Origin of the sequence: Pseudomonas sp. MIACH (genome assembly GCF_001269925.1) — a bacterium.
GTDB lineage: Bacteria > Pseudomonadota > Gammaproteobacteria > Pseudomonadales > Pseudomonadaceae > Aquipseudomonas.
The window spans coordinates 70,244-90,548 of the sequence record NZ_LHVO01000061.1 but is presented as its reverse complement, the minus strand read 5'-3'; the positions used below and the strand labels follow the sequence as shown (position 1 = coordinate 90,548).

General features: G+C 62.3%; 17 protein-coding genes. 1 reads left to right on the top strand and 16 read right to left on the bottom strand.

Features of this window, described 5'->3' with window-relative positions:
- Positions 1 to 15 precede the first annotated feature (15 nt).
- Genes AD670_RS26425 through AD670_RS26410 form a run of 4 tightly spaced genes read right to left on the bottom strand, consistent with a single transcriptional unit; the run spans position 16 to position 5,177 of the window.
- Positions 16 to 1,413: a PIG-L deacetylase family protein gene (locus AD670_RS26425; RefSeq protein WP_053139293.1), complete on the bottom strand. Its 1,398-nt coding sequence runs from the start codon at positions 1,411 to 1,413 to the stop codon at positions 16 to 18.
- Positions 1,410 to 2,306, bottom strand: coding sequence for an antimicrobial resistance protein Mig-14 (locus tag AD670_RS26420; RefSeq protein WP_053139291.1), 897 nt, complete (start codon positions 2,304 to 2,306; stop codon positions 1,410 to 1,412). The genes AD670_RS26425 and AD670_RS26420 overlap by 4 nt, the downstream gene beginning before the upstream one ends.
- A complete protein-coding gene (locus AD670_RS26415; RefSeq protein ID WP_053139289.1) occupies positions 2,306 to 3,436 on the bottom strand; it encodes a glycosyltransferase in 1,131 nt (376 codons plus the stop codon). Before AD670_RS26415 ends, AD670_RS26420 begins: the two co-directional genes overlap by 1 nt.
- The gene (locus AD670_RS26410) at positions 3,420 to 5,177 is read right to left on the bottom strand and encodes a carbamoyltransferase (RefSeq protein ID WP_053139287.1); all 1,758 of its coding nucleotides are present in this window, start codon (positions 5,175 to 5,177) and stop codon (positions 3,420 to 3,422) included. Before AD670_RS26410 ends, AD670_RS26415 begins: the two co-directional genes overlap by 17 nt.
- Before the next feature lie 268 nt (positions 5,178 to 5,445).
- On the opposite strand from AD670_RS26410, the gene AD670_RS26405 reads away from it, so the two are divergent.
- The gene (locus tag AD670_RS26405) at positions 5,446 to 7,533 is read left to right on the top strand and encodes a TonB-dependent receptor (RefSeq protein WP_053139285.1); all 2,088 of its coding nucleotides are present in this window, start codon (positions 5,446 to 5,448) and stop codon (positions 7,531 to 7,533) included.
- Positions 7,534 to 7,666: 133 nt separating this feature from the next.
- Here the strand turns inward: AD670_RS26405 and AD670_RS26400 are convergent, their stop codons facing one another.
- The 12 genes from AD670_RS26400 to waaF all read right to left on the bottom strand — a co-directional run bounded on the left by AD670_RS26400 (position 7,667) and on the right by waaF (position 20,302).
- Complete coding sequence (locus AD670_RS26400) at positions 7,667 to 8,593, bottom strand: ABC transporter permease (RefSeq protein ID WP_053139282.1); 927 nt, start codon at positions 8,591 to 8,593, stop codon at positions 7,667 to 7,669.
- Entirely contained in the window at positions 8,590 to 9,576 is a 987-nt protein-coding gene (locus AD670_RS26395) for an ABC transporter permease (protein WP_053139280.1), read from the bottom strand. The genes AD670_RS26400 and AD670_RS26395 overlap by 4 nt, the downstream gene beginning before the upstream one ends.
- Positions 9,569 to 11,092: a sugar ABC transporter ATP-binding protein gene (locus AD670_RS26390; RefSeq protein ID WP_053139278.1), complete on the bottom strand. Its 1,524-nt coding sequence runs from the start codon at positions 11,090 to 11,092 to the stop codon at positions 9,569 to 9,571. Before AD670_RS26390 ends, AD670_RS26395 begins: the two co-directional genes overlap by 8 nt.
- On the bottom strand, positions 11,092 to 12,078 hold the full coding sequence (locus tag AD670_RS26385) for a sugar ABC transporter substrate-binding protein (protein ID WP_053139276.1): 987 nt from the start codon (positions 12,076 to 12,078) through the stop codon (positions 11,092 to 11,094). Before AD670_RS26385 ends, AD670_RS26390 begins: the two co-directional genes overlap by 1 nt.
- Positions 12,079 to 12,386: 308 nt before the next feature.
- Positions 12,387 to 13,265: a DUF3800 domain-containing protein gene (locus AD670_RS26380; RefSeq protein WP_053139273.1), complete on the bottom strand. Its 879-nt coding sequence runs from the start codon at positions 13,263 to 13,265 to the stop codon at positions 12,387 to 12,389.
- 72 nt (positions 13,266 to 13,337) lie between these two features.
- The gene (locus AD670_RS26375) at positions 13,338 to 14,795 is read right to left on the bottom strand and encodes a lipopolysaccharide kinase InaA family protein (protein WP_053139271.1); all 1,458 of its coding nucleotides are present in this window, start codon (positions 14,793 to 14,795) and stop codon (positions 13,338 to 13,340) included.
- Positions 14,795 to 15,547 (bottom strand): lipopolysaccharide kinase InaA family protein, encoded by a 753-nt coding sequence (locus AD670_RS26370; RefSeq protein ID WP_053139269.1) that lies wholly within the window; start codon positions 15,545 to 15,547, stop codon positions 14,795 to 14,797. Before AD670_RS26370 ends, AD670_RS26375 begins: the two co-directional genes overlap by 1 nt.
- Positions 15,544 to 16,278, bottom strand: a complete 735-nt coding sequence (locus AD670_RS26365; RefSeq protein ID WP_053139267.1) for a lipopolysaccharide kinase InaA family protein — start codon at positions 16,276 to 16,278, stop codon at positions 15,544 to 15,546. Before AD670_RS26365 ends, AD670_RS26370 begins: the two co-directional genes overlap by 4 nt.
- Complete coding sequence (gene rfaP / locus AD670_RS26360) at positions 16,278 to 17,084, bottom strand: lipopolysaccharide core heptose(I) kinase RfaP (RefSeq protein WP_053139265.1); 807 nt, start codon at positions 17,082 to 17,084, stop codon at positions 16,278 to 16,280. The genes AD670_RS26365 and rfaP overlap by 1 nt, the downstream gene beginning before the upstream one ends.
- Positions 17,081 to 18,205: a glycosyltransferase family 4 protein gene (locus AD670_RS26355; protein WP_053139263.1), complete on the bottom strand. Its 1,125-nt coding sequence runs from the start codon at positions 18,203 to 18,205 to the stop codon at positions 17,081 to 17,083. The genes rfaP and AD670_RS26355 overlap by 4 nt, the downstream gene beginning before the upstream one ends.
- Positions 18,205 to 19,266, bottom strand: coding sequence for a lipopolysaccharide heptosyltransferase I (gene waaC / locus AD670_RS26350; RefSeq protein WP_053139262.1), 1,062 nt, complete (start codon positions 19,264 to 19,266; stop codon positions 18,205 to 18,207). The genes AD670_RS26355 and waaC overlap by 1 nt, the downstream gene beginning before the upstream one ends.
- Before the next feature lies 1 nt (position 19,267).
- The gene (gene waaF / locus AD670_RS26345; protein WP_053139260.1) at positions 19,268 to 20,302 is read right to left on the bottom strand and encodes a lipopolysaccharide heptosyltransferase II; all 1,035 of its coding nucleotides are present in this window, start codon (positions 20,300 to 20,302) and stop codon (positions 19,268 to 19,270) included.
- Positions 20,303 to 20,305 lie beyond the last annotated feature (3 nt).

Here is a 20,305-nt window from a genome sequence, read left to right as displayed (position 1 = left end):
CTTTTACAAATGCCGTCACAAGCGCCAGAACAACTCATGCCGTCGTACGGCCTTGCGGAAAAATTCGTTTTCACCATAGGGCGAGCGCGCCCGACCCGCCAAGACCCGCTGCAGCCAGCGCCGCACACGGCGCTTGAACGGAGGGGCAGGTTGCAGGTCATGCATCATGCCCAGCGCCATGGCCTTGTCGCGCTGCTGGGCCAGCGTCAGCGACAGGCTGCACGGCCACAGTTCCAACGTGTCATCGAACAGCGGCGGCAGGGCAATACCGGCGCCCGCATCGCCCATGGGCCAGCGGTCGTTGTCATGCAGGTGGTTGGCGTAACCGAGCACGGTGGTCGGTTGCCATTCCAAGCCTTGCAGGGCTTCGATCACCGCTTGCTGCGCGCAGATATGGTCTGGATGGGGATCCAGGATCGGATGAGGCAACACGATCACTTCAGGGCGTGCCGTCAACAGCACTTGGCGCAAGTCAGCGAGCAGGTTGTTCCAGGTCGGCAGGCCATCGTGGTCGGCCGGCAACGGGAAGGGGTTGAATTGGCGAAACAGGCGAATGTCCGACAGCTCAGCTTCGCGTGACGCCACAGGCTGATCAGGCGCAGCCCGCATCGCCGGCAGTTGCAGGCAGAAGTACCCCAGCTGTACACAGTGCGCCTGTGGCACCCCGGCCCAAAGCGGCACGGCAATGCTGTCCCAGGCGCGCAGGCGCCCTTTGATCCGCGAGGCTTCAACCGGGTCCAGGCCCATGTGCTGATAGTGCTCGGCTTCGATTTCACCGGCGGTGAGGGTCACGATCCACGGCTTGTCGGCCTCGCTGTAAAGGCCGAAGGCAGCCAATTCGGCATCGTCGGCGTGCGGCGCGATCACCATCACCCGCTGCGCCGAATAATCCGGCGTGCCCCAGGCCCACAGCCGAGGGACGCCCTGCACGCTGCAAAAACGCCCGCGCAAACGCAGCTCACCGGACATCAGGGCCGACGCCCAGCCACTGAGGTTCAGATAACGGACTCCATTTACACCGCGCTCGAAAGCCTGCCGGTCTGTGTTGTCGCCAGCCGAAATCTCCACCACAGGGTCGAGAAAACGTCCCAGCCAATTGCTCTTGACCTTGATAGCCAACACCAACGTCGCATTGGCTTGCAGCGGCGTATCCATGCGCAGCCGGCCACCGTCGAAGCGAACCCCGGCCACCTCGGCATCCACCGAAAAACGGTATTGATAATCTTCGTTAGGCGCATAAAACAGATGGTCGGCAAACCATGCCTCATGGGCGACCCAGGCCAGCACACCGAGCACCAACGGTAACCACCAGGCCACCCAGATGCCAATCACCACCAGCAACAGCAGGCCGATCAGCAAGCCGACCCGTTTATTGCGCCGATGGCGCTTGAGTAACTGCTGTTTGCGGCTCATACGGTCAGCACCGGCACAGGGTTGCACCAACGGTCCTTGTACTCGCGGTCGGCACGCCCGAAGGAGAACCGCAGCGGCTTGCCAACTTCACGCGCCTGTTCCCAGGCGCTCTGGGTATTGAGGAAACTCAAGACACTGCCCGGACTGAATGCACGGGTTTCAGGGTCGACACCACCGTTGACGTACTCCACGCTGATCCACTCCGGCGACTCGACCCGGTACACCAACTGGATAGCGATGGGCGCGTCATTGAGGAAAATCACCGAGCCGATCAGCCATTCGCGCAACAGCTCGATCACCTCGGCCATTCGCTCGGCGCCCGTGGCGACAAAGCCCCAGCGACGCAGGAACAGATCGCAGTAGATCGCGGCCAATTCCTCGCTGGAAAACTCGCTCACCGGCCGCACCACACCACCGGCTTCTTCCAGCAAGCGCAGTTCGCGACGCTGGTTGTAGCGGAACTTCTTCGACAGTTCTTCCGGTGTGCGGGCCATGGCCAATTGCTCGGCCTGGGGCTTTAGGCCGCTGAAACGGCCTTCATTCAGGGCCGACAGGTAGCGGGCGCGGTGCCGCAAGGGCGCTTGGGCTTGAGGCGCGGCGGGCAGGATCAACTCGGCGTTACCCAGGTCGAACAGGCCTTTTTTGCCGCGTTGCTTGAGCACATCCTTGGACAAGGCCAGGTCCCGCCCCCAGGTCGCGATGCACGCCTGAAGCTCGCCGCCCTGCTCCCAGGCCAGGTAGCGCACCGGGATATCGGCCAGCCCGGCCAAACGCTCGATCACTTGCGGGTGGGTCGCGACACTGCCGCCAAAACGCTGCCAGGCATCGCTGTAGACGGGCGCGTCGACGACGGACCAGCCACGCTCGCGCCAGCCTTGGAATCGATTGAGCATCAAGCCCCCGCGGTCAGTTCAATAACGTGCGGCAATTGCCAGAAGGTATCGCGTACCGCCTGATCCGAGAAACGCTCGCGCAGGCGCGCCAGCATCATCTCGGCGCACTGCCGTTGCTGGTGTTGATCCATCGCTGCCAGGTGCCGCAGCCCCTGGGCGAGGTGTTCGACATCGCCGAAGGGAAACAGGATCCCCACGCCCTCGACCACTTCCTTCGCGCCGCCACAGGCCGTGGCCAGCAGCGGTACGCCGGCCGCCATGGCTTCCAGCAGCACCATGCCAAAGGGTTCGTGATCGGAGCTCAGGGCAAACACATCGAATGCCTGGAAGTACCGGCGCGCATCCGGCACCTGGCCGAGGAACAGCACCTTGTCGGCAATGCCCAGCTCCCGTGCGAGTGCCTTGAGGTCTTGCTCCAGGCGCCCGCTGCCGAGGATCGCCAGACGGCTTTCGGCCGGCAGATGCGCCTGCGCCAGGGCAAAGCCCTTGAGCAGCGTGGCCTGGTCCTTGTCCGGGTGCAGGCGACCGACATTGCCGACCACCCATTCATCCGGCGACAAACCCAATGCATCGCGCGCCTCATGTGCAGGCACCTGAATGCGTTGCAAGGCATCGACGTCGATGCGGTTATACAGCGTCTGGATACGGGCGGCGGGCCAGGCCGGCAGGCAGCGGCGCATGTCATCGCGCACCGCATCGGAAACGCCCAGCAGGCTCAAGCGTTTGCGGAAAAACCCGGCAAACAGCTTGCGGCTGCGGCGCTGGTAATCACCAAAGGCGTGATGCACGCCGATCACCGGCAACCGTGTGCCGAGCAAGGCGATATAGATCGGTTTGAAACGGTGGGCGATACAAAAATTGAAGTTGCGCGACGCGACGATCTTGCGCAGCTCACGGATGGCGCCCAGCTTCAGGCCACGAATGGCCTTTGAGCTGAACTCCATGAACAACACTTCATCGGACGCGCAACCGGCGGCGACCTCAGGGTCGGCGACCCCGGTGAGAAACACCGTGGTCACCTTGTAGCCGGAGCCTGCGAACAAACTGGCGTACTGCCGCGCGCAGTCCAGGAACGGCCCGTCATAGCCATGGCAGAACTGCAGGACGTGGCGTTCAGCCGAGCGCGTCATAAGGGTCCACGCCGTCTTTGACGACCAGGATGTCTTCCATGATCAGGTACTGCAGGTCGGAGCCGAAGAACATGTTCAGCGCGTCGGTCGGCGAGCAGATCATCGCTTCGCCACGACGGTTGAGCGAGGTGTTCAGGGACACGCCGTTGCCGGTCAGTACTTCCAGCTCTTTCATCATGTCGTAATAGCGCGGGTTGTATTCGCGCTTGAGCACCTGGGCGCGGGAGGTGCCATCTTCATGGACCACTTCCGGCACGCGGGTCTTCCACTCTTCCGACACTTCAAAAGTGAAGGTCATGAACGGCGCCGGGTGATCGACCTTGATCATCTGCGGGGCCACGGTGTCGAGCATCGACGGGCAGAAAGGCCTCCAGCGCTCGCGGAACTTGATCTGATGGTTGATGCGGTCAGCCACGCCGGTCGCACTTGGGCAACCGATGATCGAACGACCGCCCAGGGCGCGCGGGCCAAACTCCATGCGGCCCTGGAACCAGGCCACCGGGTTGCCGTCGACCATGATCTTGGCGATGCGCGCAGGCATGTTCTCGATCTTGCGCCAGTTCGGCTTGCTCTCGTGCTTGGCGCACGCGGCAATCACGTCTTCGTTGCTGTAGGACGGGCCGAGGTAGACGTGTTCCATCTTCTCAACCGGTACACCACGGGCGTGGGACACGTAAGCGGCAGCACCGACAGCGGTACCGGCATCGCCGGACGCCGGCTGCACGAACAGCTCTTTCACGTCGTCACGGGCAATGATCTTCTGGTTCAGCTTGACGTTCAGTGCACAGCCGCCGGCGAAGGCCAGCTTGCCGGTGTCCTTGAGGATGTCGCCCAGGTAGTGGTCGATCATCTGCAGGGCCAGTTTTTCGAACAGCGCCTGCATGCTGGCGGCGTAGTGGATGTAGGGCTCGTCGGCGATGTCGCCTTCGCGCTTGGGACCCAGCCACTCGATCAGTTTCGGCGAGAAGTAGAAACCCTTGCCCTTCTCTTTATAACGGCGCAGGCCGATGACGTTGGCGTAGTCGGTGTTGATCACCAGCTCGCCGTTTTCAAACGAGGCCAGGCGCGAGAAATCGTACTTGCTGGCATCGCCGTACGGCGCCATGCCCATGACCTTGAACTCACCGTCGAGCATCTCGAAACCGAGGAACTCGGTGATCGCGCCGTACAGGCCGCCAAGGGAGTCCGGATCGTAGAATTCCTTGATCTTGTGGATCTTGCCGTTCTCGCCGTAGCCGAAGAACGTGGTGGCGTACTCACCCTTGCCGTCGATCCCGAGGATCGCGGTCTTCTCTTGGAAGCCGGAGCAGTGGTAGGCGCTGGAAGCATGGGCCAGGTGGTGTTCAACCGGTTCGATCTTGATTTTCTTCGGATCGAAGCCCAGCTGTTCCAGGCACCAGACGATCTTGTTGCGGTAGCGCTTGTAGCGACGGTTGCCCATCAGGATCGCGTCGAGTGCGCGGTCCGGGGCGTACCAGTAACGCTTAGCGTAGTGCCAGCGCGCCTCGCCGAACAGGCTGATCGGGGCGAACGGGATCGCCACCACATCAACGTCGGAAGGCTTGATGCCGGCCTGTTCCAGGCAGAACTTCGCCGACTCGTAGGGCATGCGGTTCTTTGCATGTTTGTCGCGCACGAAGCGCTCTTCTTCGGCGGCCGCGATCAGCTTGCCGTCGATATACAAGGCTGCGGAAGGATCATGGCTAAGGGCGCCGGACAGGCCAAGAATCGTCAATGCCACAGGGGTCTAGCCTCTTTTAGTCTGCATGCAGGCGGGTTGCGCCTGAAAAAAGTGTGCTTCCCGACTGGGCAGGAAACAGCTAAAGGGCGGGATTATAGCTTAAAAGCAGTGGGAAGCTGTTAGCGGCGAGCGCCAAGGTGATGGGCGCAGGCAAGGGGAATGGGTCCGAAGTGCGGTCGGCGGGTTCTAAAGTGGCAGCCGGAGGATTCGTTAAACACTGGCAGAATCGCTAGACTCCGGCGTTTGCCACACCTGACCTGGTTACCTGATGAAGATCGCTGTCCCCGCTCAACTCAGTCTGATCGCCGGCATGCTCGGCCTGTGCAGCCCCGCACTGGGCGACAATTCGCCGCTGACCCTCGACCCCAGCGTCGTCACCGGCTCGCGCAGCGCCAGCCCGACATTCGACCTGCCGTACTCGGTGGACGGCATCAGCCGCGCGCAGATCAGCGACGGCCAATTGGGCATCAACGCCTCCGAAGCCCTGTCCCGCGTACCCGGCCTGGTGGTGCAGAACCGCCAGAACTATGCTCAGGACCTGCAGATTTCCTCTCGCGGCTTCGGCGCCCGCTCGGCGTTCGGTGTGCGTGGCATCAAGCTGATCGCCGACGGCATCCCCGCCAGCACCCCGGATGGCCAGGGCCAGGCCGCCACCTTCAACCTCGACACCGCCGAACGCATCGAAGTCCTGCGCGGCCCGGCCGCCACCCTGTATGGCAGCAATGCCGGCGGCGTGATCCAGATGTTTTCCCGCGATGGCGAAGGCCCGCCGCGCATCGGCGCCGAGACCCTGGTGGGCAGCGACGGCCTGAACAAGAACCACCTGAGCGCCGAAGGCGCGGCCAATGGCGCAGGCTTCGTACTGGATGCCTCGCGCATGGACACCAACGGCTACCGCGACCACAGCAGCGCCCGTCGCGACCAGACCTTCGCCAAGCTCAACTTCCAACCGGATGACGACAGCAAGCTGGCGCTGATCTACAGCAGCCTGGAGCAGAACGGCACCCAGGATCCATTAGGTCAGACCTGGGCGGCGTACAAGGCCGACCCGCGTTCGGTGAGCAGCAATGCGCTGACGTACAACACGCGCAAAAGTATCGATCACCAGCAATTGGGTCTGAATTATGAGCGATATTTCGGCGATGCGACGCTGCAGGTGAACGGGTATACCGGGCGGCGGAGTGTGATTCAGTATCTGTCGATACCCAAAGGCACACCCGCCAACGAACGTGGCGGTGGCGTGGTGCAATTTGACCGCAAGTTCTACGGCGGCAGCGTACGCTGGATGCAGCCCGTCGAAAGCGCACCGGGCGACTTGATGATCATCACCGGGCTGGATTTCGACCAGAGCGAAGACAGCCGCCATGGCTATCAGAACTACAGCGGCAATACCCTTGCCGTAAAAGGCCAGCTACGCCGCGATGAAATCGACACGGCGCGCAGCCTTGACCCCTACATCCAGGCCAACTGGGCCCTCGACCGCTGGACCCTGCAAGCGGGCGTACGTCACAGCACCATGCAGATGGATGTCGATGATCAATTCCTGAGCAACGGCGACGCCAGCGGCAGCAAGACCTATCAGAAAAACACCCCATCGATGAGCGTGATGTATGCATTCACGCCCGAGTTGCACGGCTACGTCAGCGCAGGCAAAGGCTTCGAAACCCCGACCCAGGCTGAATTGGCCTACGCGCCAGGCACTGTCGAGGGCTTCAATTTCGGCCTGAAACCGTCCGAAAGCACCCAATACGAAGTGGGCTTGAAGGCCCAGGTGAACGACACCCGGATCAACGCCGCTGTGTTCCAGATCACCACCGAGAATGAACTGGTGGTCGACCAGTCACTCGACGGCCGCACCAGCTACCAAAACGCCGGCCGCACCCTGCGCCGGGGCTTCGAACTGGGCATCGAAAGCCAACTCAGCGAACAGTGGAGCACCAACCTCGCCTACACGCGCCTGCAAGCCACCTACGACAGCGACTTCGTCGGCGGCGCAAAACCCGTCGACAAAGGCAACTATCTCCCCGGCGTGCCGCAAACTACGCTGTTCGCCGAGCTGAACTGGAAACCCCGGGACTGGGTCAGCACCGCCATCGAAGGCATGTACCGCAGCAAGGTCTACGTCGAAGACACCAACAGCCAACACGCCGCACCGGGCTACAGCGTGTTCAACTGGCGCGCACGTTTTGAGCAGAAGGTCGAACATTGGACCTTCCACCAGACCCTGCGCCTGGATAATCTGCTGGATCGCCATTACGTCGGGTCGGTGATCGTCGGCGACGGCAATGGCCGCTACTACGAAGCGGCACCCGGGCGCTCCTGGTATGCCGGGGCGGGTGCCGAGTATCAATTCTGAACGCACCACACATTAAATGTGGAAGGCCCCGCTACCTCTTCGACGTAGCGCTGTCGCGCAGCAAACCGGCCCCCCTGTGGCGAATGGGCTTGCCCCCAAGCATCGGATGGAGTCCAGCTTTCGGGGTGAAACACTAGACGCGCTCCAGCATCCGCCGGCTGGCAAAACTGAAGCTCAGCACGATAAAGATCAGCACTCCAGTCGCCACCTGCTGCCAGTAGAAATTCCAGCCGATCAGCAGCAGCCCGTTGGCGATCACGTTGATAAACAACACGCCCAGCAGGGTCCCGGGAATATTTGCCCGGCCCTGTCGACTCAAGGTGGTGCCGATAAACACCGCGCCAATCGCATTGAGCAAAAACGCGTTACCCGACAGCGGCACATAGGCGCTGACTGTGGCGCTGAGCAACACGCCCGCCACCCCACAGGCCAGGGCGGTAGCCAGGGCCACGACGGTGACGATGCGACGCACCGACAACCCCGAGTAATACGCCAGCAGCGGCTGGGTGCCCTGGGCCAGCAACTCGCGGCCCAGGCGTCCGCGCGCCAAGGCCAGGCCGTAGAACAGCGCCAGCCCCAATACGATCAGCAGCGGTGTCAGCCCCGTGAGCTCAGGCTTCAAGCCTTGGCTGATATAGATCGGCTGGCCGCCGTCCGAGAGCAGTTGCTGGGCGCTGGTGCCGATGAACAAGGTGCCCAGGGTGGCCAGGAACGGACTGATCCGCAGCCCGGCAATCAGGCCGGCATTGACCAGCCCCACCAGCAGCGCCGCCGACAGCGCGCCGGTGGCCGCCACCGCCCAGCCATGGCCGCCATTGAGCAGCACCACAAAGCTGAAACTAGCGAAGTCCAGCGCCGTACCCACCGACAGGTCGATACCACCGGCCGCCACCGCGTAGGTCATGCCGATAGCGACAATCGCCAGCAACACGAAGTTGTTCAGCACCAGGCTTTGCAGGTTGCCTGCACTGAGGAAGCCCGGCGCTTGCAGCGCAAACACCACGACAATCAACGTGAATACCAGTGGCAATGTCAGCGGCAATAATGCCCGTGCGTTCATGCCGTCGCCCCTCGGTTCAATGCACTGGACGCCGCGACGACCAGCAAGATCAACGCGCCCTGCACACCATTGACCCAGAAGCTGGAGAGGTTAAGCAGTTGAAAGCCATTGATCAGAAAACCAATCAACAGCGCCGCCAGCAACGTCCCAGGAATGCTCGCCACCAACCGGCGGGAAAACACCACGCCGAGAAAGGCGATCGCCACCACCGACAGCAGCATGTCGCCGGAGCCGGTGGTGCTGCCGCTGAAGAACGCAGCCGAACACAGCGCTGCCACGGCGGCGCACAGACCGGACAGCACATAGCTCGACAACACGTAGACGGGCACACCAATGCCCGCCGCTTCAGCCGCCTGGGGGTATTCGCCCACCGCATGCAGACGTAGCCCATAGGCCGAGTGCTGAATCAGCAGCGTCAGCGCGCCCGCCATCACCAGCAGCACCCAGGCCAGGGCCGGTACGCCCAACCAGGTGCCACCACTGAGCAGGTCCAGTAACGGCGAGTCCGTGGAGACCACCGTGTTTTCCGTCAGTACCAACTCCAGCCCGGCCAGTACATTCATGCTCGCCAGGGTCGCCAGCAACGGCGGCAAACGCAGCACCACCACGGCCAGCCCGTTCAGCAAGCCGACCGCCAAACCGCAGCCCAGGGTCAGCAGCAAGGTCAACCAGAGATCCACGCCGGTATTATTGAGGCGGCTGAACACCGCCGCGCACAATCCCAGGTTGGCCGCCAGCGACAGGTCCAGTCCTCCAGCCACCACGTTAGAACCGCCGCCGATAATCACGCAGGTGAGCCCGAAGGCCAGCACGCCGAGAATCGCCGACTGGCTGAACACGTTGGCCAGATTGCCCACCGACAGAAAGTTCGGCGCAGCCACGGCAAACCCCAGCAGGATCGCCACAAACACCCCCACCGAACCACGGCGCAGCACCAGCACCCATAGCCGTTGCGATAACCCAGGCGCCGCCGCTTCAAGCATGTTCCACCTCTCGAGCGCTTAAAGCCGCCGCAACCACGGCCCCCGTCGCACAGGCCAGCAACTGATCGCTGTCCGCTTCCCCCGCGCGGAACTCACCGGCGACCTCACCCCGATGCAGCACCAGGATTCGGTCACTGATCCCCAACAACTCCGGCAAATCCGAAGACAACACCAGCACCGCCGCGCCCTCTTCCACCAAGCGCCCGATCAAGCGGTAGATCTCCACCTTGGCCCCCACATCCACCCCCACGCAGGGCTCATCCAACAGGTACACCGCCGAGCGGCGGCTCAGCCATTTTCCCAGGGCGACCTTCTGCTGGTTGCCACCACTGAGCTGGCTGACGGCCGCTTGGGGCCCCGGCGCCTTGATTGCCAATTCGTCGATCAGCCGCAGGCTTTCCGCCTGCTCCTTGCGGCGGCTTAACAACCCCCAGCGACTGAAGCGCCCGAGCCCCGCCAGCGTCAGGTTTTCCAGCACCGAAAGCACTGGCGAAATCCCCTGGCTGCGCCGCTCTTCCGGCACCAGCGCAAGGCCCTCGGCAATCGCCTGGCCCGGCGAACGCAGGCGCAGTAAACGCCCGTCCAGATGCACACTGCCGCTGTCGGCGCGCTCGACACCGAAAAGTGTCTTGAACAACTCCTTGGCTCCCGAGCCGACCAGCCCGGTCAGGCCGACGATTTCTCCGCGCCGCACGTCCAGGTCGATCTGCCGATAGCGCCGCGCCAGGCTCAACCCGCGCACCTGCAACAGCGGCGCTCCCAGTGCAACCTTGGCCTTGGGGTACATCTCCTGCACTTCGCGGTTAACCATCAGCCGCGCAATCTCGGCGCTGGACGTATGCCGGGGCTGCACCACCGCCACGTCCCGGCCATTGCGCAGCACCGTGACTTCATCGCAGAGGCTGTCGATTTCCTGCAGGTAATGGGAGATGTACAAGATGGATAAACCCTGGTCGCGCAGGCGCTTGACGATGCGCAGCAACTGGTCGACCTCGCGCTTGACCAACGCCACGCTGGGTTCGTCGAACACCAGGATCTTGGGCTGGCGAATCAACGCACGGGTGATTTGCAGCACCTGGCGCTCGGCACTGCTCAGCTCACTCACCAGCGCGCCGGCGGGCAATCGCAGATCAAAATATTCCGCCAGCAAGCGCTCGGCTTCACGTTGCTGCCGGCGTCGATCCACAAAGGGCCCGCGCCGCAATTCATGCCCGAAAAACAGCGCCTCGCCCACGGTAAAACTGGCGGGCAACAGACGCTCCTGATGGATGAACTGCACACCCAGCGCGTCCACCTGGCGCGGTGACAAAGCGCCGTACGACTGGCCGTCGATGCTCACCTGCCCCGCGTCCGCTTTGTGGATACCGGCCAGGATCTTGATCAAGGTCGACTTGCCCGCACCGTTCTCCCCGACCAGGCCGTGGATGCTGCCGCGTTCGACTTTAAGGCTTGCGTCATCCAGCGCCAGGGTGGCGCCAAAGCGTTTATGCAGGTGTTGCAGGTGCAATGCCGGCATCAGTCACCCCGCAGTTGCTGAACCTGCGCCAGGTTGCCGGCAGTGGTCAGCAGGGTGGCCACATGGGTTTCCTTGGGCAGGTCACGTTGCCCGGCCAGGTAGCGCGCCACGTTCTGCACAGCGGTCTTGCCGATCAACGCCGGTTGCTGCGCCACGACCGCCCCCACCGGCGAATTCGCCTGGCCGAGCAGCGCCAGCACTTCCGGCGTACCGTCGACGCCGTAAGTCTTGATCTCGGTGCGCTTGGCATCGATCAGCGCCTTGCTCGCGCCCAACTGCGGAATATCCCACGCCGACCAGATCGCCGAGACGCTACCCGCCGGGTATTTGTTGAGCAGCGCCGACACTTGGGAATAAGCATCCTGCACGGTGTTGGGGATCACGTCGCGAAGCTCCGGCTGGATGATTTCCAGCTGCGGGTAATCCTTGAGTGCCAGCTTCAACTGGTCATAACGGATGGCACACACCGGCACGCCGTAGAAGCCGTTGAACACCAGGATCTTGCCTTTGCCGCCAGCGTCCTTGATCAATTGATCGGCCAACGCCTTGCCGGTGGCGACGTTGTCGGAGGTGGTGTTGTTGAGGCTGTACTGGGACGGTGCATCGATGGTGAAGAGCGGGATGCCAGCCTTGCTGATGCGCTTGAGCCAGGGATCGATCACGCTGAGGGTGCCCAGGGTCTGGATCACGGCGTCGGGTTTCTGGGTGACCACGGTTTGCAGCTGGGTCACCAAGTTCTTGTCATTACGCCCGGCATCGAGGGTGATCGGCGTGCCGCCCAGGCGCTTGATCTCATCGACCTGGGCCTGGAACGCCTTGATATCAAAATAGTGACTGGTGCCGGTCATGCTCACTGCAATGCGCTTGCCGGCCAGGGACGGCACGGCCTCATCGCCCTCGGCGGCCTGGACACTGACGACATGGCCCAGCAACAGCACGGCGCCAAGGCAGATCAAACGGGAAAGCGAGGAAAGGCTGGAAGGCATACAGGGCTCCGCTGCGACCGGTGAAAGGGTTCACCAGGAGGCATTGCAGAGCCCGTGCCAGGATTTTTATCACATCAAATCAAGGGGATAACGTTTTCGGGTTAAGGCGGGCTGTCGTTCTGGGTCAACAACTGTCTGATAACTGTTGCTCAGGCAACAGCTCTTACTATTGAGCGCGTCAGGAAGCTCGGAACGACCACGACCATCGGCTACTCGGGTGCTGCGCGTTGACACTCTAAAATCGCGGGCATAGAATTTGCGACAAATGGACTGGGGGATCCCGGTCGGCGTTATAGCCTCGGTGAGTTTCACCGGGGCTTTTCGCTTTCTGCAGCAGGGAAAATTTTCAGCCCCCAATTTTCAAAACCCTCCCCGGCCTTGCTCCGCCCTCCACTGCAATAAAACTTGCGCTTGAGCACGTCAAAGGCACGATTTTCCTGGCACGGTCGTAAAACGCTCATGCCGATGGGGCGTGCAACAAGATCCGCAAGCTGCAACCCCGTCGAGTTGACCTGCTTAGTCGCAAACACGATATCAAACGGCAAGCGGATACCTAGACGATTGGCTCCATCGCACATCCGACGAAACTCCAACTCAAGCTCGTTATCCTCTTTACGACCTCGACGCTCGAAAATCACATGCGTCAGCGCGCCTTGCTGATTTTTCTCATGTAGAAATTCGTGAAGGGTTTCGAGACAGAAGCCCAAAGCAAGATGGTAGGGATTGTGTATTGGGCCTTGCTGCTCCCGCAGAGTGGCTTTGTCGACCACACAACTGATCAAGACGAAATTGCTCGATTCAATGATGCCAGTCAGCTCCTCCAGGAAAATATGCTTGTGCTGGCGAGAGACAAACATACTTGAGAACGCCCCTTTTTCCTTACGGATCTCCAGCTCATGCAAGCCAACAAGGTCATGCCCCATATGATTGAACTTGAACTTTTGAAGGGCGGGGATGACCTTTTCGCAATAGTGCCTCTTATGGAAAACACAGAAAGCTAAAACAAACATAGGGTAGTTGACATCAAGTGTCTGCATCCCGTGATCGCCACTTTCGTCCACATAGACGATGAAGTCGCTGAACTCCCCTTTTGGCGGCGTCGCGGCTACAACTTCTGCAGCGCGCTCAGCCTCACTTTCACTTTCAAAAAGCAGAAACTGCGCAGAGGTTGGTTTTTCATCTGCCATTGGATATTTAATCCTGGGGTTTCAAGTGCTTTCTAGGTCGCCCACCTACATTCATATTGCCCCGAAGCTCTGCTACAGAGGGCCACCAGTCTGAACCCCTTTCGGCAGCCGCTGATCAATCATCTGATACAACGCACTCGTCTCAGGCCAGTTCCGCATAAACCGCGCACGGTCCCTGGCATACGCCGGGGCGAAGCTGGCGGCAGAGCTGTGTTGGCACATCGCGTCGAGGTCGATCAGCGACCAGCGATCCTTATCCCAGAACAGGTTATGGCCCTTGAAATCGCCATGGCTGATGCGCTCGCGAATCAGCTCGGCGAACAAATGGTCCAGCGCCAGCAGTTCGTTTTCCGGCGCATCACCGTGTTCGATATAGGGGGCGAAACGCTCGATGATGTCCGGGCCCGGCAGGTACTCGGTGACCAGGTACGCGCGGCTGCGCAGCCAGAAAAAACGCTTTTCCAAGACGGCCAGCGGCTTGGGCGTGGCGATGCCGAGGAAGGCCAGGCGATTGCCTTCGCGCCAGGAATGCCAGGCGCGGCTCGGGCGCCAGAAGCGCTTGAGCCAGTGGGCGAAGCCCTTGATGTTGTAGCGTTTGATCACCAGCGGACGGCCGGCCACTTCGACCTTGGCCACGCTGGCTGCACCACCAGTCTTGTACAGGTGGCCCTGGTCGAGCAACGCATCCGCCTGTTCCAGCACCGGCAGCATCGCGGGTTCTTCCTCGCGACGAATCGCGCGCAGGGCAAACGCGCCACGCACCACGCTGAACAGCGTGCAGTCGCGGCCCACCTTGTTCAACAAGTCCTTCAAACGCCAGGCACTGACCTTACGCACCTGTTTTTCCAGGGCTTCGAGGGGCAAGGCGTGCTCGCCGTTGCTCAGCAGGTAGTACACCAGTAATTCTTCGGTAAACGGCGCAAGATTTTTCGGCAACTGGGCGAAAAACACCCCGAGGTTTTCCAGCACGCGGTTACGCGACAGTGGCTTGCCCGCCTCCTCCACGCGAATGCCTGCACCGTCGATCAAGTACAGCTTGCCGTCCTGGCGCAGCAGGTTGTCCAGGTGCAGGTCTTCCTGCCACAGGCCCTTGGTATGCATCTGCCCGATCGCGCCCAGCGCCTCGGCCAGCACCGCGGTTTGCTCGTCGGCCAGGGGCGGCAGCGCTTCGACGGCGTGCCAGGCATCGGCCAGGCTCTCGGCACCTTCGATAAACTCGAACAGCAGCCAGCCGCCCTCGCCTTCCTGCAAGCCATCGGCAAGCAACAACGGGGTGGTCAGGCCTTGCTCGGCCAGCAGGCGTACGCCGCTGAGTTCACGCTGGAAATGCCGCGCCGCCTTGCCACCCACCAATAATTTGGCCAGCACCGGACGCCCGCGCCATACCGCCGCGCCCACGTAACGCTCACCCGGCAACACCCGCAACAGGCTCAGCAGTTGCAGTTGGCCAGGGCCGGCGGCATCCGCCAGGTCGATGGTGAGGGGCAGGCGCGGTGCGCGGCCGGCATTTTTCAACTCGGACAGACGCATCAGCGGTTCTCCTTATGGCTGCGCCGCTTTGTCAGGCGTTGCAGCCAGGTGGCGACCAGTGCGCTGTCTTCAGGCTGATCGAGGTAAGCCGCCAGCAGTTGACGCACCTGTGCGTCCGACCACTGCGGCGCACGACGCAACAACGGCTCCAGGTCCTTGACCCGGTCCCGCCAGCCGAACAGCAGCGGACGGGTTTTCTCCAGGTCGATCAACTGCGCGGCGTAGCCGTCACCGGTGGCCTGCAGGAAAATATGCTTGGGGTAAAAGCAGCCATGCACCTGGCCAACGCTGTGCAGCCGGCGCGCCAGCAGGCCGCAGGCCAACAGGATCGCAGAGTGCTGGGCGTCGCTCAGTTGCGTCCATTGTTCCAGCAACGAATCCAGGTCGTTCCAGCCATCCAGCGCGCGGGTCAGCAGCATCGCGCGGTGTTCACCGGCGACTTTGCGCTCGCCGTAGAACGCCGCCTGCAACGCCGGGATCCCGAGCTTGCGGTAACGGCTGATGTTGCGGAACTCGCGGGAGAAACTGGGCTCGCCCAACGGCCGGTGCAAGCTGCGCGTAAGGTAGTTGCTCTGGCGCTTGAGGTAATAACCGTGGCCGTCGAGCTCCAGGCGAAACACGCTGCTCCAGCCGCCACGGCTGGTGTTGGGCTCGTCCACCGCGTCCAGTTGCTTGGCCCACAGGGCGTCGAAGGTCGCAAGGCCGTGGCGCTCCAGCAGGGCGCGATCTTCAGCCGCCAGGAAATCACTCATTCACGTCCCTCGAAAAACTTCACTACGTGGCGAATCCGCCGTTTGTCCGACTCACTCAGGTGTCGACACTCACGGTACTGCATGTAAAAGCGCAGGCGCTGGGTGGCCGACAAGTGATACTTGGCCACCTTGTCCAGGCAGGCCAGGTCCTTGGTAATGCGGTACTTGAGCCAGAAACCGCGCCAGAAATCGCCGTTGGGGCAATCGATCAGGTACAGGGTGGCCTGGTCGTCGATCAGCAGGTTGCGCCACTTCAAGTCGTTATGGGTAAAGCGATGATCGTGCATGGTGCGTGTGTATTCGGCGAGCTGGCGGCTGACCGCGCTGACCCACTTGGGATCGCGCAGGCGCGCATCTTTACGTTCAGCCAGTACCGAAAGGTCTTCGGTCCTCGGCAACTCGCGGGTGATCATCGCGCCACGATCGTAGGCCAGGCCGCTGCGCTCCAGGCCCCAGGCGACCACGTCGGCAGTGGGGATGCCCCACTTGGCGAAACGCTTGAGGTTCTGCCATTCGGACTTGACCCGCGGCTTGCCCAGGTAACGCCGCAGGCCCTTGCCGGCGCCGGTGTAGCGCTTGACGTAATAGTTGACCCCGCCACGCTCCACCCGGATCACCTCCGACAACGGATCGCGGGTCAGCCGCTCGCCTTGCAGGGCAAACACCGCTTCGAGGCTTCCAAAATCATCCGCCAGGGCGGCGTAGGCAGGTTCCAGGTTCCAACCCGCCATCAGATCGCATCCCCGTAACGTTGCTTGCGCGCATACAGCTTGTCGGCTTTGCGCTGCATCAGGCTCAGGGACGCCGATTGCTCGCCCAGGATCTGGCGCAGCGGCTGGCGGAAGTAGCCCTTGAGGAAGCGAAATGTATCGCGACGGGTCAGGCCGATGTCCAGCGCCGAGTAGTACAGCGCGGAGAGGTCCTTGTCGCGCCAGCGCAGGGGCAGATGCGCACGCATTTGCGCCCGGTGCAGGTCGATCACCGAGAGCTTGATGTTGCGTGGGTCGATCGGTTTGGACGTGTCCAGCAGGAAGTGGCACAGGTAGCAGTCGCGGTGATTCACGCCGCCACGGTGCATGTCGCCAACCATGCGCGCCAACTCGGCCGTGAGCGCATGGCGCAACGCGGGCGCGGGCGGCTCGGCGACCCAGTTGACGCTCAGGTCTTCAAGGCTGATGGTCGGCGCCAACTCTTCGGTGATGATGAACGAGTGCTGGTCCGCCGGGTTGCTGCCTTTTTCGCCGAAGGCCACGCCGGTCATGGTCGGCACACCGAGTTCCTGCAAGCGGTGAATGGCATCCCATTCCAGGCCGGCGCCGAGCACCGGCAGCTTGGCGGTGATCAGGTTCTTGAAGATTTCCGCCCAGCCGATGCCGCGGTGGATTTTGACGAAATACGGGCGGCCATCCACCTCGGTGCGCAGCGTGCGTCGCGCCGCCAGTTCACGGAATACCTGGCCTTGCAGTTGCTCGACTTCGGCAAAGGCATCACGCCCGGCCCATAACGTCTTGAACGGTTCGGCAAGAATCAATTTCATCGTTTTGGCTCCGCCAGAATCACATCCGCAGCGTGCTGCGGCATGCTGTAGAGGTCGGCCGTCTCGGCGAAGGCCAACCCATTGCGGCCCCAGGCCGCGCGCTGTGCAGAATCGGTCAACATCTGCGTCAGGTACTGGTTCAACTGAGCCTGTTCAAACGGCTCGTCCAGCACCAGGCCGCTGTCGGCTTCGGCGATGTAATGGGCATAACCACACACGGCCGAGACCAGCACCGGCAACCCGGCCACCAGGGCTTCGAGCAACACGGTGCCGGTGTTTTCGTTGTACGCCGGGTGGATCAACAGGTCGGCGCCCAGCAGGAAACGCGGGATATCGCTGCGCCCCTTGAGGAACTGCACGTTATCGCCCAGCCCGAGGGTGGCGCTTTGCAGTTGGAATACCTTGGGGTCGTCCTGGCCGATTACAAACAGCCGCGTACGTTTTTTCAGCTCAGCCGGCAATGCGGCCAGCGCTTTCAGGCTGCGGTCGACGCCCTTGGTCTTGAAGCCGGAGCCGATTTGCACCAGCAGCAGGTCGTCATCGCCCAGGTTGAATTCCTTGCGGAAACCCTCACGAATCTCGGCCGCATTCGGCGGTGCGCGGCGGTCCTGGGCAATGCCCGGTGGCAGCAGGTGGAAGCGTTCCAGCGGCGTGTCGTAATGCTTGATGAACAGCGGCTGCTGCACTTCGGAAATCATCAAGACTTCGGTCTTGGCGTCCTTGGCAAACACCGCGCGCTCGTACTCGGCAAAGTGGCGATAGCGGCCAAAACTGCGGTACAGCGAATGGCGCAGGTTTTGTGCCTTGTCTTCAAAGCAGCCGTCGGCGGCGTAGTACACGTCCAGGCCGGGCATCTTGTTGAAGCCGATCAGGCGGTCCACCGGGCGCTTGGCCAGGTCCGCCTCCATCCAGGCGCTGAGCTTCTCGTTGCGCCGATGGTTGAAGAACGCCTTGACCGGCGCCACCAGCACTTCGAAACCGGGCGGAATGTCACCTTCCCAGATCAGCGTGTAGACACGAATCTGATGACCGCGCTGCTGGCACTCCAGGGCGATGCGCATGAAGTCGCGCTGCAGGCCGCCGAAGGGGAAATATTTGTACAGAACAAAAGCCAGTTGCATCAGTGCAGCTCCTCAGCCAATAACAACGTGCTCAGCCGGGTTGCCACACGCTCAGGGTTCAGGCGCGTGAAACACAGGGGCGACTCGCGCTTGATGTCGAACCGACGCTGGTCGTCGGCCGTCGGTTGATAGGTACATTGTTTTTGCAGGCACGGCGCACAGGCAAAGTCGCTGGCCAGGTGAATCTGGCCCTTGCCGTACGCGCCGGTCAGGCCGGGGTTGGTGGGGCCGAACAGGGAAATGGTCGGCACATCCAGCGCTGCCGCCAAATGCCCCAGCCCCGTGTCCACCGCCACACAGGCGCGGGCGCCGGCCAATACACGGGCCACACCGGCCAGGTTCAGCTTGGGCAGCACTTCGGCGTTGTTCAGGCCTTGGGCCAGGCGTTCAGCCCGGGCCTTTTCGGCAGCGTTGCCCCAAGGCAACTTCACGTCCACCCCCAGGCGGCCCATGCGTTCGGCCAACTCGCGCCAGTAGGCTTCGGGCCAATGCTTGGTGTCCCAGGTGGTGCCGTGCAGCAGCAGGACGAAGGGCTTTTTCGGCGGCAGGCCGAGCAGTTTTTCAGTGCTCAGGCCGTAGTCGCCCAAGCCTTTGGGTAAGTCATAGCCGAGGGCCACGGCGAACAGTTGGCGTAAACGCTCCACCGCATGCTGCCCACGGGCCACGGCCAGGCGCCGCGAGTAGAAGCGCGCGGCAATCGGCTCACGGGCCGAGTGTTGGTCGAATCCGGCCACCGGAGCGCGCACGTAGCGGGTCAGCCAGGCGCTTTTGAACAGACCCTGGGCATCGATCACCAGGTCGTATTTGGTCGACTGGACTTGCTGCTTGAAGCGCCGCCACTCGCCGCTCTTGACGGTTTGCCAGAGGTTCTTGCGCCAGCGGCGGATCGCCACCGGGATTACCTTGTCGACGGCCGGGTGCCAGGTGGGGATTTCGGCGAAGCCTTCTTCCACCACCCAGTCAAAGCGAATGCCGGGGATCGCCCGGGCCGCGTCGGTCAGTGCCGGCAAGGCGTGGATGACGTCGCCCAGGGATGAGGTCTTGATTACCAGTACCCGCAACTCAGTGAACCTCGACCACGTCGCCCTGCAATCGCTGCAAGGCATCGGTTACCGGCTGCGGCAGCAATTGGCGCATGCAGTTGTAATGGCCGAAACGGCAGGTGCGCTCAAAACACGGGCTGCACTCCAGCCCCAGGCGCACCACTTCGACCTGGTCGGCCAACGGCGGGGTAAAACCCGGCGAGGTGGAACCGTACACCGCCACCAACGGGCGGTTCAGCGCTGCGGCGACGTGCATCAGGCCGGAGTCGTTGGACACCACAGAATCGGCGCAGGACAACAGGTCGATGGCCTCAGCCAGGGACGTGTCGCCACTGAGGTTCACCGCCTCTTCACGCAGGCCGGGAATCAGACGCTGGCGAATATCTTCACCGACGGGGTGATCCTTCTTCGAGCCGAACAACCATACCTGCCAGCCTTCACGGATCTTGGTTTCGGCCACCTTGGCGTAGTGCTCCGACGGCCAGCGCTTGGACTCGCCGAACTCCGCACCGGGGCACAGGGCCAATACCGGCCGATCCAGGCTCAGGCCGAACTTGGCCAGGGCCGCATCGCGGGTCACCGGGTCGATTTGCAGGCTGGGGCGCGGGTACGGCTTGGGCAACTCGGCGCCCGGCGCATAGGCCAGGGCCATGAAGCGCTCGATCATCAGCGGGTAGCGCGCCTTGTCCAGCGTGCGCACGTCGTTGAGCAAGACGTAGCGAAACTCACCGCGCCAGCCGGTGCGCTTGGGGATGCCGGCAAAATAGGGCACCAGCGCCGACTTCAGCGAGTTGGGCAACAGGATCGCCTGGTCGTACTGGCCCGCCAGGGATTTACCGATGCGACGGCGGGTCGCCAGTTCCAGGACGCCGTGGCCGAGCGGAAAGCTCAAGGCCTTGCGCACTTCGGGCATGCGCTCAAGGATCGGCCGGCTCCACTCAGGGGCGAGCACATCGATCTGGCAGTCCGGATAGCGCACGCGCAGGCTCTGGAACAGTGTCTGCGCCATCACCATGTCACCGACCCAACTGGGCCCAACGATCAGAATATTCATGTA

Excerpts from the sequence above, each read along its gene's own strand:
- AD670_RS26425 (WP_053139293.1), bottom strand. The coding sequence starts at position 1,413 with ATGAGCCGCAAACAGCAGTTACTCAAGCGCCATCGGCGCAATAAACGG.
- AD670_RS26420 (WP_053139291.1), bottom strand. The coding sequence starts at position 2,306 with ATGCTCAATCGATTCCAAGGCTGGCGCGAGCGTGGCTGGTCCGTCGTC.
- AD670_RS26415 (WP_053139289.1), bottom strand. The coding sequence starts at position 3,436 with ATGACGCGCTCGGCTGAACGCCACGTCCTGCAGTTCTGCCATGGCTAT.
- AD670_RS26405 (WP_053139285.1), top strand. The coding sequence starts at position 5,446 with ATGAAGATCGCTGTCCCCGCTCAACTCAGTCTGATCGCCGGCATGCTC.
- AD670_RS26400 (WP_053139282.1), bottom strand. The coding sequence starts at position 8,593 with ATGAACGCACGGGCATTATTGCCGCTGACATTGCCACTGGTATTCACG.
- AD670_RS26395 (WP_053139280.1), bottom strand. The coding sequence starts at position 9,576 with ATGCTTGAAGCGGCGGCGCCTGGGTTATCGCAACGGCTATGGGTGCTG.
- AD670_RS26390 (WP_053139278.1), bottom strand. The coding sequence starts at position 11,092 with ATGCCGGCATTGCACCTGCAACACCTGCATAAACGCTTTGGCGCCACC.
- AD670_RS26385 (WP_053139276.1), bottom strand. The coding sequence starts at position 12,078 with ATGCCTTCCAGCCTTTCCTCGCTTTCCCGTTTGATCTGCCTTGGCGCC.
- AD670_RS26380 (WP_053139273.1), bottom strand. The coding sequence starts at position 13,265 with ATGGCAGATGAAAAACCAACCTCTGCGCAGTTTCTGCTTTTTGAAAGT.
- AD670_RS26375 (WP_053139271.1), bottom strand. The coding sequence starts at position 14,795 with ATGCGTCTGTCCGAGTTGAAAAATGCCGGCCGCGCACCGCGCCTGCCC.
- AD670_RS26370 (WP_053139269.1), bottom strand. The coding sequence starts at position 15,547 with ATGAGTGATTTCCTGGCGGCTGAAGATCGCGCCCTGCTGGAGCGCCAC.
- AD670_RS26365 (WP_053139267.1), bottom strand. The coding sequence starts at position 16,278 with ATGGCGGGTTGGAACCTGGAACCTGCCTACGCCGCCCTGGCGGATGAT.
- rfaP (WP_053139265.1), bottom strand. The coding sequence starts at position 17,084 with ATGAAATTGATTCTTGCCGAACCGTTCAAGACGTTATGGGCCGGGCGT.
- AD670_RS26355 (WP_053139263.1), bottom strand. The coding sequence starts at position 18,205 with ATGCAACTGGCTTTTGTTCTGTACAAATATTTCCCCTTCGGCGGCCTG.
- waaF (WP_053139260.1), bottom strand. The coding sequence starts at position 20,302 with ATGAATATTCTGATCGTTGGGCCCAGTTGGGTCGGTGACATGGTGATG.